Here is a 12,241-nt window from a genome sequence, read left to right as displayed (position 1 = left end):
AGAGGGGTATCGATGGACAGGGCGCAAATCCAACGCGCCAAATACGCCGTTCGCGAAGAAGTCTGGGCGTTGCTGGAGCGCAATCATGCTGTGCCCGGGAACGTGTCCGGCCGAATTCCTGCCTTCGTGGGTGCGGATTCCGCTGCTGCTCGCCTCGCTGAGCATCCTGCTTGGCGGGCTGCGAATATCATCAAAGCGGTTCCGGATAAAGCTCAGCTTCCAGTGCGGGCCTGGGCGCTCCGGGAGGGCAAGTTGGTTTACATGGCCTCGTCGAAGCTAGCAACTGAGAAGCCTTTCTATCTCTTGGACCCTGAAAAGCTCGCCATTCCGCCAAACGAAGCCGCCGAACGGCGAGCAGCAGCAAGAGTCGCACAGCCGGTAGACGTGAATGAGATGCCGCCCATTGATTTGATCGTGTGCGGAAGTGTTGCCGTTAACTCCGAGGGGGTGCGACTGGGGAAAGGGGCCGGATATGCTGATATTGAAGTAGCTTTGTTGCAAGAGGCTGGACTCATCGGCCCGCACACGCTTATTGCGACTACGGTGCACCCCCTCCAAATCGTGAACGAAGTGCTGCCGGAGTCCGAACACGACTTTCGCGTGGACCTTATTGTCACGCCAGATGAAACCATCGAGTGCCCGCCTCACCCGCGTCCGCCTGGCATTTTCTGGGAACATCTTGCCCCCGACTCCATCGCGGCAATTCCCGCCCTGGTGAATCGCAAGCCAAGCGACCGGTGAGACGCCACGGGGATGTCTCACATGGTGATGCACCGTCAGGGACTTCGCCTGGCGGCGACTCCATGCGGCCGCGCCGGGCCGGGCCTCGGCCGTCGCGTAGCTTCTTGACCCTCACACCGTGTCAGGCGGTCAGCTCGGAGACATCATGTTCACCATCGGAGACTTCGCCCGGCACGGCCGCGTCTCGGTCCGGATGCTGCGTCATTACGACGCGACCGGTCTGCTGCGCCCGGCCCATGTCGATCCCGCCAGTGGCTATCGCCACTACACCGCCGCCCAGCTCGCCCGCCTCAACCGGATCATCGCGCTCAAGGACCTCGGGTTCACCCTTCAGCAGGTCCGGGACATCGTGGACGAGAGAGTCAGCGCCGAGGAACTGCGCGGCATGCTGCGGCTGCGGCGGGCCGAACTGGAGACCGCCGTGGCCGCCGCGCGAGCGCGGCTGGTTCAGGTCGAGGCGAGGCTCCGAGCGATCGAGAGCGAGGGGCACATGCCCACGAACGACGTTGTCATCAAGAACGTCCCCACCATCCGGGTGGCGGAGCTGACCGCCATCGCCGCGAGTTTCGAGCCCGAGGACATCGGCGCGGTCATCGGGCCGCTCTACGAGGAGTTGTTCCGGCAACTGGCCTCGGCGGGCATCACGCCCACGGGCCCCGGTGTCGCCTACTACGAGGACGCCCCGGAGGGCGGCGGCAGGATCGGCGTCCACGCCGCCGTCCAGGTCTCCGCCCCCCTCCAGGACGGCGCCTTCCGCATCCTCGACCTGCCCTCCCTCGACCAGGCGGCGACCATCGTGCACCGAGGATCGATGGACACCCTGCTCCCCACGGCCCAGACCCTGGCCCGCTGGATCGACGCCAACGGCTACCGGTCCACCGGATACCCCCGCGAGATCAACCTGGAATGCCCCGAGAACCGTGACGACTGGGTGACGGAACTCCAGGCACCCGTGACCCGGGCCTGACCGCGATCACGACCGGCCCTCACACCTGCCACGGTGGGCGGGCCGGTCAGCCGTGCGGTGCGTCGAGGGTCCAGCGCACCGGTGTGGGCCGGCACCTCGATGAGGTGGGCGCCGGCCACCCGGGCCCAGGGCCAGCGGCGTTCCCAGCGCCCCGCGCAGCAGTGGCCGGGCGGCGTCGGGGAGCCGTTCCGCGTCGTACCCGTCGAACACCGACAGGGTGACGTGCGGCCGGACCTCGCCGCCGGGGTTGGTGCCGAGCGAGGGCACGCCGTGCGCGTCCAGCGCCGCCCAGATCTCGCGGACGCGGCGGTCGGCGGCGGGGTCCAGCAGGAGTTCGATCGCGAAGGGCATGGGGTCTCCTCGGTGGTCACGGTCGAGTCGCCGTCCGGCGGCGGGCGGTCGACGATGGAGACGTTCGGGAGTCGGAGCGGAGGTGCGGTGAGCCGATGCAGCATCTGATGCGTGCCGAGTACGAGGAGGACCGGCCCGGGGCCGTGAAGACCTGGCACATGGTCCGGGGCGAGGACGTCGTCGCGATGTGCGGGCGGGCGCTTCAGGCGGGCGCCAAGACGCTGTCGGACCAGGAGTGGGGGAGGACCGCCGAGCCGGACTGCCACACCTGTGGCGCGATGTATCTGCGCGAGGTGCCGTAGGCGGGCGTTTGTACCGGCCCGGAACGCGCCGGGCGCGTTGGCATGATGGTCCGATGAGGACACAGGTGACGTTCGACTGTGCCGACCCGCACGCTCAGGCCGCGTTCTGGGGAAAGGTGTTCGGCTCCACCGTGGAAGACCACTCGGCCCTGGTCGACCAGTTGGTCGCCGACGGTCGCATGCCCGCGGAGGACAGGATCGTGGTCAACGGCCACTCCGCGTTCCGGGACGTGGCGGCGTGCAGCGACCCGGCCGGCGTGGAGCCCCGCCTCTTCTTCCAGCGCGTCCCCGAGGGCAAGGTCGCCAAGAACAGGGTGCACCTCGACATCCATGTGGACGCCGAGCGGAAGGCGGCCGAGGCGGAACGGCTGGTCGGGCTCGGCGCGCGGCTGATCGAGACGCACAGCGACCGCGGGCCGCTGACGTACGTCATGCGCGACCCGGAAGGCAACGAGTTCTGCCTGCACTGACGATCTCGCCCGGCGACCGCGGCGGGGGTCCGCTGTCAGACCCGTGGGGCAGACTCTGAGGCATGGAATCGACGCTGGCCGTGGCCGGGCCCGATGGGCTGCTGCGCTGTCCCTGGGGGGTGGCCCCGGAGGATTACCGGGAGTATCACGACACCGAGTGGGGGCGGCCGGTGCGGGGGGACGACGCGCTGTTCGAGCGGCTGTGCCTGGAGGCGTTCCAGTCGGGGCTGTCCTGGCTGACGATCCTGCGCCGCCGGTCGGGGTTCCGGGCCGCGTTCGCCGGGTTCTCCATCGAGAAGGTGGCGGCCTTCACCGAGGAGGACGTCACCCGCCTGCTGGCCGACCCGGGCATCATTCGGAACCGGTTGAAGATCGAGGCCACCATCAGCAACGCCCGGGTGGCCGCCGAGTGGGCGGCCGGCGAGCTGACGGAGCTGATCTGGTCGCACGCCCCCCGGTCGGCGGACCGGCCCGCGCCGAGTGGTCCCGGGGACATACCCGCGACCACCCCGGAGTCCACGGCTCTGGCCAAGGAGCTCAAGAAGCGCGGCTTCCGCTTCGTCGGCCCCACCACGGCCTACGCCCTGATGCAGGCGTGCGGCCTGGTGGACGACCACCTGGCCGACTGCCATGTCCGGCGGGGGCGTCCCCGCCGGACATGACCGGGCGGCCCGGTGCTCAGGGCCGGCCGAGGGCGATCCGGCCGGGGACGGCGGTGGCCGCCAGCGCCAGCCCGGTGGCCGTCGCCACGACCGCCAGGTAGCCGGCCGGGGACACGGCCGGCGCCGCCTCGCCCATCATCCCCTGGCTGAACGCGGTGAGCGTGGCCAGCGAGATGCCTGTGCCCAGCACCACCGCGATCCCGGCCACCGCGAGCGACTCCAGGCGCAGCATCCGCAGCACCTGGCGGCGCGTCGTGCCGACCAGCCGCAGCAGGGCGAACTCGCGGGACCGTTCGGCGGTGGACATGGCCAGGGTGTTCACGGAGGCGATCGTCGCGAAGGCGAGGACCAGGCCCATGGCCAGGAAGGCGACCTCGGCGCCGTCCTGCTGCCGGGCGGCCCGCACGTCCGCCACGAAGCCGGCCTCGTGCACCGCGACGCCCGGGAAGTCGCCGACGGCTTCGGCCAGTTCGGCGCGGCCGACGCCCTCGGCGGCGACCAGGACGGCATCCGCGAGCGGGTTGTCGACGTGCGCGGCGACCAGTTCGTGCGCGAGGGTCACCTCGCCGAAGCCGAGGCCCCGGTCGTAGACGGCGACCACGGTGCGGGTGACGGGCGTTCCGTCGCCCAGGACCAGCTTCATCTCGCTGCCCGGGGCCAGCCCGGCGCCGTCGGCGACGACGTCACTGACGGCGACGCCGTTCTCGTCGAGCTCGTCCAGCGAGCCCTCGGTGACGGCGAGGTCCAGCGTGTCGGCCAGCCCGCCGGGGGTGACGCCCTGGGCGGCGTACTTGTCGAGGCCGGGGGTGCGGACCGTGGTGTGCGCCATCTCGGTGACCGCCGCGACGCCCGGCAGCTCGCGCAGTCGGTCGGCGGCCTCGCCCGGCACGCCGGGCCCGTCGGCGGCGACGACCCAGTCGGCCACCACGCCGTCCCGGGCCTGCCGCTCGGCGGCGTCGCCCAGCGTGGTCTGGGTGAACAGGACGGTGCAGGCCATGGCCACCAGCAGGGTGAGCGGCGTGACGACGGCGGCCAGCCGGCCGGCCTGGGCGCGGGAGTTGTGGGCGGCGAGGTGGCCGGCCACCCGGGACAGCCGCAGCGGGACGCCCAGCAGGGCGAACGCGGCGCGGGCCAGCAGCGGGCCGGCGTCCCGGCGTAGCGTTCGGTGCGGATCTCGCCGCGCAGCCCGGTCTCCAGGAGCGTGCCGCAGGCCGTGACCAGCGCCGCGGCGCACATCAGGGCCAGGAACGCCCCGGCGAACGCGGCCCGGCGGGCGCGCAGCGTTTCCCATGCATAGCGAAGCATCAGGCCCACGCCCCCAGGTGCGTCATGCGGTCGGCGACACGCTCGGCGCTCGGCGCGGTGAGTTCGTCGACGATGCGGCCGTCGGCGAGGAAGAGCACGGTGTCGGCGTAGGAGGCGGCGACCGGGTCGTGCGTGACCATGACGACCGTCTGCCCGCCGTCGTCCACGCAGGAGCGCAGCAGCGTCAGGATCTCCCGGGCCGTGACGGTGTCCAGCGCGCCGGTCGGCTCGTCGCCGAACACGACGTCGGGCCGCGTGATCAGCGCGCGGGCGATCGCGACGCTCCCCCAGCCTGGCGGCTGGGAGGTGCCCCCAGCTGCTGGCCGCCGGAGAGCTCGGCGGGGCGGGCGTCGGCCTTGCCGCCCAGCCCGACGCGGTCCAGGATCTCCGCCAGCCGGCGCTTGTCGGGCCGCTGACCGGCCAGCCGCATCGGCAGCAGCACGTTGTGCCGGACGGTGAGCGAGGGCACCAGGTTGAACGCCTGGAACACGAACCCGACGCGGCTCCGCCGCAGCCGCGTGAGCTGCGTCTCGTTCATGCCGCTGAGCTCCGTGCCGCCGATCCAGGAGGTGCCCGAGGTGACCCGGTCGAGCCCGGCGGCGCAGTGCAGGAAGGTCGTCTTGCCGGAGTCCGAGGGGCCCATGACGGCGGTGAACGTGCCGGTCGGTATCGCGGCGGAGACCGCGTCCAGCGCGCGGACACCGCGTTCGCCGCGGCCGTAGACCTTGGTCACCGATTCGAGGCGGACCGCGTGGCGGCCGTGGGTGTCGGTCATCTCGGAGTTCCTGTGCTTTCTGTGCTGTCGGGGCCGGCGTCCCCGTCGGGGACCGGGAAGGCGAGGAAGCGGGTGAGAACGGTGCGGGCGCCGTCCGGGGTCTCGTGGTCGGGCCGCTTGTAGCGGTTGAGGAGGGCGATGTAGTCCTCGAACAGCTCGCGCAGCTCGCCCGGCGTGAGCCGGATCGTGCCGCGCGAGTAGGGGAAGGCGTCGGTCCACGCGTCGTGTTCGTCGTGCTCCCGCTGGAGCTGTTCGAACAGGCGGAGGTCGGAGGCGTACGCCAGGCGGTTCATCTCGTCGACGACGGCCCGCGTCGCGGCGTCCTGCCGGCTGCGCGGCGGCAGCCGCAGATCCTGGGCGACGGCCCGCCACCAGCGTTCGCGCCCGTGCCCGGACCCGGCGGTCTCCTCGACGAACCCGTGCCGGGCCAGCGCCCGCAGGTGGTAACTGGTCGCGCCGGTGTTGAGGTCCAGGGCGTGCGCCAGCGCGGCGGAGGTGGCCGGCCCGTGCCTGGTCAGCCGCTCCAGGATCTGGAGCCGCCGGGGGTGCGCGAGGGCCTTCAGCGCGGCCAGCGAGGGGGTGAACGGCATGTCCACAGATTGCTGTGCACAGGTGTTTGTGCACGATCCGGCGACCACCCGGGCCGGGGGTGGGGTTACCCCCACCTGCCGTACGCGGGCGTACAGTTGGCGCCCATGGGCGAGGCGAGCGCGGAGCGCGAAGAGGTGGCCGGGGCGGACTGGCGGCGGCGCGCCGAGCGGCTGTGGGACACCTTCGACGACCATGACGCCGAGGGCTTCCGCGACGCGATGCGCGCGCTGGTGGCCGAGCTGCCGGCGGAGCATCCGCTGGGGCTGTTCGAGCTGGCGTCGGCGTACGACGCCACCGACGGCGAGGCCGAGGCCGCCGCGCTCTACCGGCGGGCGCTGGCCGCCGGGCTGCCCGGGGACCTGCGGCGGCAGGCCGTGATCCAGCTTGCCAGCACCCTGCGCAACCTCGGCGAGGTGGCGGCGAGCGTCGAGCTGCTGCGCGGCGAACGTGCCGCCGCCTCCGACGAACTCGACGACGCCGTCGACGCGTTCCTCGCCCTGTCCCTGGCCGACGCCGGGCGGGAGCGGGAGGCCGTGGCCCTGCTGCTGCGTGCGCTGGCCGGCCACCTGCCGCGCTATCGCCGTTCCGTGACGGCCTACGCGGACGGCCTCACGGCCTGACGGGCGGCCTCACCGTCTGATGGGCCGCCGGGCGCGGGCCGCGCGCCGCCGCCGCGCCCGTTCGACGAGCCAGGACACGGCGAGATACGCGGGCAGCACCATTCCCAGCAGCCCGGCCGACCCGCTGACGGCGCTCATCAGGAAGTCGCCGCCCAGGCCCGCCACCCCGTAGTAGTAGCCGAACACCACGGCCATCAGCAGGAGATACCCGCCGACCGCCGTGCCCGCCACCTGCCGGATCAGGCCCGGCCAGCCGCGCCGGCGGGCGGGCGGGGGGCCGGGCTGCCGGCGCCGCAGGCGCAGCCCGAGTGCCAGCGCCCCCATGACCAGCAGATAGCCGATCCCCATGATCGCGATGATCATGGGAATGGAGAGCCGCACCGGCCCGGCCCCTCAGTGGCCGCCGTCGCGCAGTAGGAAGTGCCAGCCGCGGATGAACGTGTGCCAGCCGACCCACAGCCAGAGCGCGAACAGCGCCCACCGGCCCGCCGGATAGCGCATCACCGCCCCGAGCGTGTCGCTGAGCGTGGGGAACGCGTCCCCGGACCGGACCAGGCCGATCCCCTCCCAGACGAACAACGCCCCGAACAGCGCCGCCCACACCAGATACCCGATCACGGGATGTCCCGCCGCCGCCATCGCCACCATCGCCTGCCCGCCTTCCTCGCTCGTGTCGATCGTCCGTGACGCAAGGGTGCGAAACGGGCGACCGGTGTGCGAATCGGGCGGCGTGTCGCCGGCGGGCGGGCGTCGTCGCGGGCCGGCGGGCATTGTCAGTGGCCGGTGGCAGGCTGAACGCATGGCTCCGTGGACACTGACCGAGATCGCCGCCGCCCTCCGCACCGGCTGGGCCGCGGACACCTGCTCGCCGGACGACCTGCTGCGCGAGCCCTGGACCGAGGCCAACCCGGCCTGGGGCCACTGCGACATCACCGCCCTCGTCGTGAACGACATATTCGGCGGCGACCTCATGCTCGGCGAGGTGCACCACGAGGGCCTGCCCGCCGGGTACCACTGGTGGAACCGGCTGGCAGGCGGCGTCGAGATAGACCTGACCCTGGAGCAGTTCCGGCGCGGGCAGACCGTCACCGCCGCGCGCGTCGTGCAGCGGCCCCCGGGCCCGCCGCGCCGCCGCTCCGAGGAGTACCGGCTGCTGCGGGAGCGCGTCGCGGCCCACCTCGGGCCGCTGCCCGCGCCCGCGTGAGGAGGCCGGTCATGACGCCGCCGGGCCTGGTGCGGCTGCGGCAGTTGCGGCGGGCCAAGGACCTGATGGACCGCGACTGGTCGCGGCCGCTGGACCTGGCCACGGTCGCCGCGCACGCCGGGTACTCGCCGTTCCACTTCGTGCGGGCCTTCCGCGCGGCCTATGGCGAGACGCCGGGCCAGTACCTCACCCGGCGCCGCGTCGAGCGGGCGCAGGAGCTGCTGCGCTCGGCCGATCTGTCGGTCACCGAGATATGCGGCCTGGTCGGTTTCCACAGCCTGGGGACGTTCTCCGCGACCTTCCGGAGACGTACCGGGCTGACCCCGACGGCGTACCGCGCCCGGCACGCGGGCCGTGGCGCCGCGCTGATCCCCGGGTGTTACGCGCTGCTGTGGGCGGGCGGCTTCCCGGCCCGGACCGCCACGGCCGAGCCGAGCAATTCCGGAGAAGCGGACCGGGCCGACCGGCGCCTACGGTGAACGGACAGGCCCAAGGCCCGGGACCGAGACCGTGGAGGACCTCCCGAGATGATCACGAGCATCGCCATCACCACCGTCTGGAGCACCGACCAGGAGCGTGACGTCGCCTTCTTCACCGAGAAGCTGGGCTTCGAGGTCAGGAGCGACGTACCCATGGGCGACACGCGCTGGGTCACCGTCGGCGTCCCCGGCCAGCCGGACATGGAGTACGCCCTGATGCGGCCCGACGGCCCGGGGCTCGACCCGGAGTCGGCCCGCATGCTCACGGCCCTGGTCACCAAGGGCGTTCTCGGCGCGGGCGCCCTGCGCACCGACGACTGCCGGGCGGACCACCGCCGGCTGGCCGACGCCGGCGTGGAGTTCGTGCAGGAGCCGCAGGAGCGCCCCTATGGCATCGAGGCGATCTTCCGGGACCCCACGGGGAACTGGTACTCACTGACGGAGCGCCGTGAGGGTCTGGACATGAGCAAGCCCTGGGGCTGAGGGAAGCGCCTGTCAGCGGGTGCCGGCCGCGGCGGCCCGGTGCTCGCTCGGGCTCATTCCCCGCACCCGTTTGAACGCCGCGCTGAAGCCGAACGGGTCCGCGTACCCCACCCCCCGGGCCACCGCCGCCAGCGTCGCCTCCGGGTCGTCCACGAGCTGATCGGCGGCCAGCGTCATCCGCCAGCCGGTCAGATACGCGAGCGGCGACTCGCCGACCAGCTCGGGGAAGCGCCGCGCCAGCGTCGTGCGCGACACCCCCGCCTCGGCGGCCAGCGCGGCCAGCGTCCACGGTCGGTCCGGCGCCCGGTGCATCGCGCGCAGCGCCGGGCCGACCACGTCGTCGGCCAGCGCCAGGTACCAGGCGGGCGGGTCCGCCTCCGGCCGGTCGAACCAGTCGCGCAGCGTGCACACCAGCAGCCAGTCCAGCAGCCGGTCCAGCACGATCTGCCGGCCGGGCCGGCCCCGCGCGACATGAACCTCGATGTAGTCCCGCATGGACGCGCAGTTGTGGTCGTCGGGCACGACGAGCATGCGCGGCAGCACGCGCAGCAGGCGGCGCGGCACCTCCCCGCGCATCCGGTACTGGCCGGCCAGCAGCACCATCTCGCCGCTCGCCGCGAACGGTTCGGGCCCGAGCACGATCGCCGCCTCGCCCTCCGCCAGCTCCCGGCCGGCGACCCGGCCCGCGCCGCGCAGCGGCGCACACAGCGTCAACGAGGCGCCCTTGCCCAGTTGGGGCGCGTCGGCCGCAGTGAGCGCGGTGAGATCGATCAGCGCGCCGTCGGCGCGCACCCCGCGCAACAGGTCGTCGAAGGGATCGTCATTCATGCCGCCACCGTACGGCGACACATGCGCCCGGGACGTTCGCCCATGGGAACCACGGGCGTTCGCGCGCACGCTGGGTGACATGAACAACGACGAGATCTTGGTGACGGGCGCCACCGGCAAGACCGGGCGGCGAGTGACACGGAAGCTGCGGGCGGACGGCCGGACGGTGCGGGCGGCGTCCCGCTCCGGCGAGGTGCCGTTCCACTGGGAGAAGCCGGAGACCTGGACGGCGGCGCTCGCGGGCGCCGGGGCGGTCTATCTGGTGGCGCCCGAGGAGCCGGGGACCGTCGCCGCCTTCGTGGAGCGGGCCGTGGCGGCGGGCGTCGGCCGTTTCGTGGTGCTGTCCGGGCGCGGCCTGGACCGGGCCGCGCCGGTGGGTTTCATGGTCGCCATGGCCGCGGCGGAACGGGCCGTGCGCGACGCCGGCGTCGACTGGGCGGTCATCCGCGCGAACAACTTCAACCAGAACTTCGACGAGGACCTGTGGCTGGAGCCCCTGCGCGCCGGGCGCCTGGCGCTGCCGGCCGGGGCCGTGCCGGAGCCGTTCGTCGACGTCGAGGACGTCGCCGAGGTGGCCGCGGCCCTGCTGACCCGGGAAGGGCGCCTGGGCGGCGAGGTATACGAGCTGTCCGGCCCGCGCGGGCTGACGTTCGCGGAGGCGACCGAGGTGATCGCGCGCGCCGCCGGCCGGCCCATCGCCTATGAGGAGCTGACGCCCGAGGAATACGGGGCCGAACTGCTGGCCGAGGGCTGGCCGCCGGAAGCCGTCGAGGGGGTGAACGCCATGTTCGCCCTGATGGCCGCGGGGCACCTTGCCCCGCCCGCCGACGGGGTGGCCCGTGTGCTCGGGCGCGAGCCGGTGGCGTTCGAGGACTGGGCCGCCCGGACGGCGCCGGCCGGGGCCTGGGCGGCGGAGGGGGGCCGCTAGGGTGCGGCAATGACCGCACACATCAAACGGGTGACCGAGGTCGCCGAAGTCGTCGCCGCCGAGGGGCTGTTCGACGGACCGGCGCGGGCCGAGTGGGCGGAACGGTTCCTCGCCGCCCCCGGCCACCACCTGCTGGTCGCCGACGCTGGCGACGGCGTCCCGGCCGGGATGGTCACGGGCGTGGAGATGACTCACCCCGACAAGGGCACGGAGATGTTCCTCTACGAGCTGTCCGTCGACGAGAGGTACCGGCGGCGGGGCATCGGCCGCGCGCTGGTCCAGGCGCTGGCGGCGCTGGCCCGCGAGCGCGGCTGCTACGGGATGTGGGTGGCGGTCGACGGCGACAACGACGCGGCGCTGGCCACCTACCGCTCGGCCGGGGGCGTCGCCGAGGGGCCCGTCAACGTGCCGGTGTGGACGTTCGACACGCCCTGACGCGGCGTCACTCCTCGCCCTCCCGCGCGGCCATCACCTCGTCCGCGTGCTCGAACGCCCACGCGCCGAACGCCTCGATCGGCGGCAGCAGCGTGCGCCCCAGCGGCGTCAGCTCGTACTCGACCCGGGGCGGCGCCTCCCGGTAGCGGCGGTGGGCGACCAGCCCGTGCGACTCCAGCCGCCGCAGCGTCTCGTTCAGCACCTTGCCGCTGATGCCGCCGATCAGCCGCCGCAGCTCGTGCGGGCGGCGCGGGCCGTGCCGCAGGGACCAGATCACCACGGCGTTCCACGTGTTGCCCAACAGGTCGAACGCCAGCCGCGCCTGACAGTCGGCCATGAACTCCGGCATGGCGCGCCCCCTTCCGTCGGACACCGAATGGTGCCCAACGCATTCTCTACGGTCGTTTCCCGGACCACCAGGAACGGACGGAACGGAAGGAACGGACATGCGGATAGGCATTCTCGGCGCCGGGAACATGGCGGACGCCCTCGGCACCCCCTGGGCCCGGGCCGGGCACGAGGTACTGGTCGGCGGGCGGGACGCGGGCCGGGCGGCGGCGCTCGCGGCCCGGATGGGATCCGGGGTCCGCTCCGGAACCCTGGCCGAGGCGGCGGCCTTCGGCGAGACCGTGCTGATCGCCGTGCACGCGGAGGCCGCCGTCGAGGTGCTGGCGGCGGTGGGCGCGGGGGAGGGCGCGCTGCGCGGCCGGACCCTGATCGACTGCACCAACGCGGTGGTGCCCGGCAGCTTTCTGCTGGCCGCGCCCATGGCCGAACGCGTCGCCGCCGCCGCGCCCGGGGCACACGTCGTCAAGGCGTTCAACCTCTGCCACGTGGACGTGTGGCGGCTGACCCCGCCGGTGTTCGACGGGGTCCCGCTGGGCGTTCCGCTGTGCGGCGACGACCCCGGCGCGCTGGCCGATGTCACGGCGCTGATCCGGGACCTCGGCTGCGCGCCGCTGCCGGGCGGCGGGCTGGCGCGGGCCGGGCTGCTGGAGGCGACCGCGGCGTTCCTCATTGGGCTGTGGCTCGGCGAGGGCGCCGACGCCCGGTCCGCGGTGCCGCCGCTGAGCCACAGCCGGGACTGACGGTTTCGTTCA

19 protein-coding genes and 1 pseudogene are annotated in these 12,241 nt (G+C 73.2%); 12 read left to right on the top strand and 8 right to left on the bottom strand.

Going from position 1 to position 12,241, the window contains the following annotated elements; genetic code table 11:
• Window positions 1-12 precede the first annotated feature (12 nt).
• Together RM590_RS03625 and RM590_RS03620 are read left to right on the top strand one after the other, a co-directional pair.
• Window positions 13-741, top strand: coding sequence for a 5-formyltetrahydrofolate cyclo-ligase (locus RM590_RS03625; RefSeq protein ID WP_311702882.1), 729 nt, complete (start codon window positions 13-15; stop codon window positions 739-741).
• A gap of 145 nt (window positions 742-886) precedes the next feature.
• Window positions 887-1,708, top strand: a complete 822-nt coding sequence (locus RM590_RS03620; RefSeq protein ID WP_311702881.1) for a MerR family transcriptional regulator — start codon at window positions 887-889, stop codon at window positions 1,706-1,708.
• Window positions 1,709-1,714: 6 nt separating this feature from the next.
• Here RM590_RS03620 and RM590_RS03615 read toward each other — a convergent pair whose 3' ends face one another.
• Window positions 1,715-2,059: a hypothetical protein gene (locus RM590_RS03615; RefSeq protein ID WP_311702880.1), complete on the bottom strand. Its 345-nt coding sequence runs from the start codon at window positions 2,057-2,059 to the stop codon at window positions 1,715-1,717.
• A gap of 95 nt (window positions 2,060-2,154) precedes the next feature.
• Between RM590_RS03615 and RM590_RS03610 the strand changes: the two genes are divergently transcribed.
• From RM590_RS03610 to RM590_RS03600, 3 genes are all read left to right on the top strand, one after another.
• Window positions 2,155-2,361, top strand: a complete 207-nt coding sequence (locus tag RM590_RS03610) for a hypothetical protein (protein WP_311702879.1) — start codon at window positions 2,155-2,157, stop codon at window positions 2,359-2,361.
• 53 nt (window positions 2,362-2,414) lie between these two features.
• Window positions 2,415-2,831 (top strand): VOC family protein, encoded by a 417-nt coding sequence (locus RM590_RS03605; RefSeq protein ID WP_311702878.1) that lies wholly within the window; start codon window positions 2,415-2,417, stop codon window positions 2,829-2,831.
• A gap of 62 nt (window positions 2,832-2,893) precedes the next feature.
• Entirely contained in the window at window positions 2,894-3,493 is a 600-nt protein-coding gene (locus tag RM590_RS03600; protein ID WP_311702877.1) for a DNA-3-methyladenine glycosylase I, read from the top strand.
• Between the two features lie 16 nt (window positions 3,494-3,509).
• On the opposite strand, the gene RM590_RS03595 is transcribed toward RM590_RS03600, so the two are convergent.
• From RM590_RS03595 to RM590_RS03585, 3 genes and pseudogenes are all read right to left on the bottom strand, one after another.
• On the bottom strand, window positions 3,510-4,727 hold the full coding sequence (locus RM590_RS03595) for an ABC transporter permease (RefSeq protein ID WP_311702876.1): 1,218 nt from the start codon (window positions 4,725-4,727) through the stop codon (window positions 3,510-3,512).
• A gap of 70 nt (window positions 4,728-4,797) precedes the next feature.
• Window positions 4,798-5,573 (bottom strand): annotated as a pseudogene (locus RM590_RS03590) (ABC transporter ATP-binding protein).
• Window positions 5,570-6,163: an ArsR/SmtB family transcription factor gene (locus RM590_RS03585; protein ID WP_311702875.1), complete on the bottom strand. Its 594-nt coding sequence runs from the start codon at window positions 6,161-6,163 to the stop codon at window positions 5,570-5,572. Before RM590_RS03585 ends, RM590_RS03590 begins: the two are co-directional and overlap by 4 nt.
• A gap of 105 nt (window positions 6,164-6,268) precedes the next feature.
• On the opposite strand from RM590_RS03585, the gene RM590_RS03580 reads away from it, so the two are divergent.
• On the top strand, window positions 6,269-6,784 hold the full coding sequence (locus RM590_RS03580; protein WP_311702874.1) for a tetratricopeptide repeat protein: 516 nt from the start codon (window positions 6,269-6,271) through the stop codon (window positions 6,782-6,784).
• A 9-nt stretch (window positions 6,785-6,793) separates the two neighbouring features.
• On the opposite strand, the gene RM590_RS03575 is transcribed toward RM590_RS03580, so the two are convergent.
• A complete protein-coding gene (locus RM590_RS03575) occupies window positions 6,794-7,165 on the bottom strand; it encodes a DUF6256 family protein (protein WP_311702873.1) in 372 nt (123 codons plus the stop codon).
• Window positions 7,166-7,177: 12 nt separating this feature from the next.
• Window positions 7,178-7,432: a DUF6186 family protein gene (locus tag RM590_RS03570; protein WP_311702872.1), complete on the bottom strand. Its 255-nt coding sequence runs from the start codon at window positions 7,430-7,432 to the stop codon at window positions 7,178-7,180.
• Between the two features lie 151 nt (window positions 7,433-7,583).
• Between RM590_RS03570 and RM590_RS03565 the strand changes: the two genes are divergently transcribed.
• Genes RM590_RS03565 through RM590_RS03555 form a run of 3 tightly spaced genes read left to right on the top strand, consistent with a single transcriptional unit; the run spans window position 7,584 to window position 8,950 of the window.
• Entirely contained in the window at window positions 7,584-7,988 is a 405-nt protein-coding gene (locus RM590_RS03565) for a YunG family protein (RefSeq protein ID WP_311702871.1), read from the top strand.
• 11 nt (window positions 7,989-7,999) lie between these two features.
• Window positions 8,000-8,467, top strand: a complete 468-nt coding sequence (locus RM590_RS03560) for a helix-turn-helix transcriptional regulator (RefSeq protein ID WP_311702870.1) — start codon at window positions 8,000-8,002, stop codon at window positions 8,465-8,467.
• Window positions 8,468-8,515: 48 nt separating this feature from the next.
• Entirely contained in the window at window positions 8,516-8,950 is a 435-nt protein-coding gene (locus RM590_RS03555; protein WP_311702869.1) for a VOC family protein, read from the top strand.
• Between the two features lie 12 nt (window positions 8,951-8,962).
• Here the strand turns inward: RM590_RS03555 and RM590_RS03550 are convergent, their stop codons facing one another.
• Window positions 8,963-9,778 carry a helix-turn-helix transcriptional regulator gene (locus tag RM590_RS03550; RefSeq protein WP_311702868.1) on the bottom strand — a complete coding sequence of 272 codons (816 nt, stop codon included), beginning with the start codon at window positions 9,776-9,778 and terminating at the stop codon, window positions 8,963-8,965.
• Between the two features lie 79 nt (window positions 9,779-9,857).
• Between RM590_RS03550 and RM590_RS03545 the strand changes: the two genes are divergently transcribed.
• The gene (locus tag RM590_RS03545) at window positions 9,858-10,706 is read left to right on the top strand and encodes an NmrA family NAD(P)-binding protein (protein WP_311702867.1); all 849 of its coding nucleotides are present in this window, start codon (window positions 9,858-9,860) and stop codon (window positions 10,704-10,706) included.
• Between the two features lie 9 nt (window positions 10,707-10,715).
• Complete coding sequence (locus RM590_RS03540; protein ID WP_311702866.1) at window positions 10,716-11,141, top strand: GNAT family N-acetyltransferase; 426 nt, start codon at window positions 10,716-10,718, stop codon at window positions 11,139-11,141.
• A gap of 7 nt (window positions 11,142-11,148) precedes the next feature.
• Here the strand turns inward: RM590_RS03540 and RM590_RS03535 are convergent, their stop codons facing one another.
• Window positions 11,149-11,490: a winged helix-turn-helix transcriptional regulator gene (locus tag RM590_RS03535; RefSeq protein ID WP_311702865.1), complete on the bottom strand. Its 342-nt coding sequence runs from the start codon at window positions 11,488-11,490 to the stop codon at window positions 11,149-11,151.
• Window positions 11,491-11,587: 97 nt separating this feature from the next.
• On the opposite strand from RM590_RS03535, the gene RM590_RS03530 reads away from it, so the two are divergent.
• On the top strand, window positions 11,588-12,229 hold the full coding sequence (locus tag RM590_RS03530; protein ID WP_311702864.1) for an NADPH-dependent F420 reductase: 642 nt from the start codon (window positions 11,588-11,590) through the stop codon (window positions 12,227-12,229).
• Window positions 12,230-12,241: the final 12 nt, after the last annotated feature.

It is taken from the genome of Streptomyces litchfieldiae, assembly GCF_031845365.1.
Taxonomy (GTDB): Bacteria; Actinomycetota; Actinomycetes; order Streptomycetales; family Streptomycetaceae; genus Streptomyces; species Streptomyces litchfieldiae.
This window is presented reverse-complemented; position numbering and strand designations above follow the sequence as displayed.

What these genes read in the sequence shown, in the direction of transcription:
- RM590_RS03570 (WP_311702872.1), bottom strand. Translation starts at nt 7,432, where the DNA reads ATGGTGGCGATGGCGGCGGCGGGACATCCCGTGATCGGGTATCTGGTG.
- RM590_RS03540 (WP_311702866.1), top strand. Translation starts at nt 10,716, where the DNA reads ATGACCGCACACATCAAACGGGTGACCGAGGTCGCCGAAGTCGTCGCC.
- RM590_RS03605 (WP_311702878.1), top strand. Translation starts at nt 2,415, where the DNA reads ATGAGGACACAGGTGACGTTCGACTGTGCCGACCCGCACGCTCAGGCC.
- RM590_RS03560 (WP_311702870.1), top strand. Translation starts at nt 8,000, where the DNA reads ATGACGCCGCCGGGCCTGGTGCGGCTGCGGCAGTTGCGGCGGGCCAAG.
- RM590_RS03550 (WP_311702868.1), bottom strand. Translation starts at nt 9,778, where the DNA reads ATGAATGACGATCCCTTCGACGACCTGTTGCGCGGGGTGCGCGCCGAC.
- RM590_RS03530 (WP_311702864.1), top strand. Translation starts at nt 11,588, where the DNA reads ATGCGGATAGGCATTCTCGGCGCCGGGAACATGGCGGACGCCCTCGGC.
- RM590_RS03535 (WP_311702865.1), bottom strand. Translation starts at nt 11,490, where the DNA reads ATGCCGGAGTTCATGGCCGACTGTCAGGCGCGGCTGGCGTTCGACCTG.
- RM590_RS03555 (WP_311702869.1), top strand. Translation starts at nt 8,516, where the DNA reads ATGATCACGAGCATCGCCATCACCACCGTCTGGAGCACCGACCAGGAG.
- RM590_RS03625 (WP_311702882.1), top strand. Translation starts at nt 13, where the DNA reads ATGGACAGGGCGCAAATCCAACGCGCCAAATACGCCGTTCGCGAAGAA.
- RM590_RS03600 (WP_311702877.1), top strand. Translation starts at nt 2,894, where the DNA reads ATGGAATCGACGCTGGCCGTGGCCGGGCCCGATGGGCTGCTGCGCTGT.
- RM590_RS03580 (WP_311702874.1), top strand. Translation starts at nt 6,269, where the DNA reads ATGGGCGAGGCGAGCGCGGAGCGCGAAGAGGTGGCCGGGGCGGACTGG.
- RM590_RS03565 (WP_311702871.1), top strand. Translation starts at nt 7,584, where the DNA reads ATGGCTCCGTGGACACTGACCGAGATCGCCGCCGCCCTCCGCACCGGC.
- RM590_RS03545 (WP_311702867.1), top strand. Translation starts at nt 9,858, where the DNA reads ATGAACAACGACGAGATCTTGGTGACGGGCGCCACCGGCAAGACCGGG.
- RM590_RS03610 (WP_311702879.1), top strand. Translation starts at nt 2,155, where the DNA reads ATGCAGCATCTGATGCGTGCCGAGTACGAGGAGGACCGGCCCGGGGCC.
- RM590_RS03620 (WP_311702881.1), top strand. Translation starts at nt 887, where the DNA reads ATGTTCACCATCGGAGACTTCGCCCGGCACGGCCGCGTCTCGGTCCGG.
- RM590_RS03615 (WP_311702880.1), bottom strand. Translation starts at nt 2,059, where the DNA reads ATGCCCTTCGCGATCGAACTCCTGCTGGACCCCGCCGCCGACCGCCGC.
- RM590_RS03585 (WP_311702875.1), bottom strand. Translation starts at nt 6,163, where the DNA reads ATGCCGTTCACCCCCTCGCTGGCCGCGCTGAAGGCCCTCGCGCACCCC.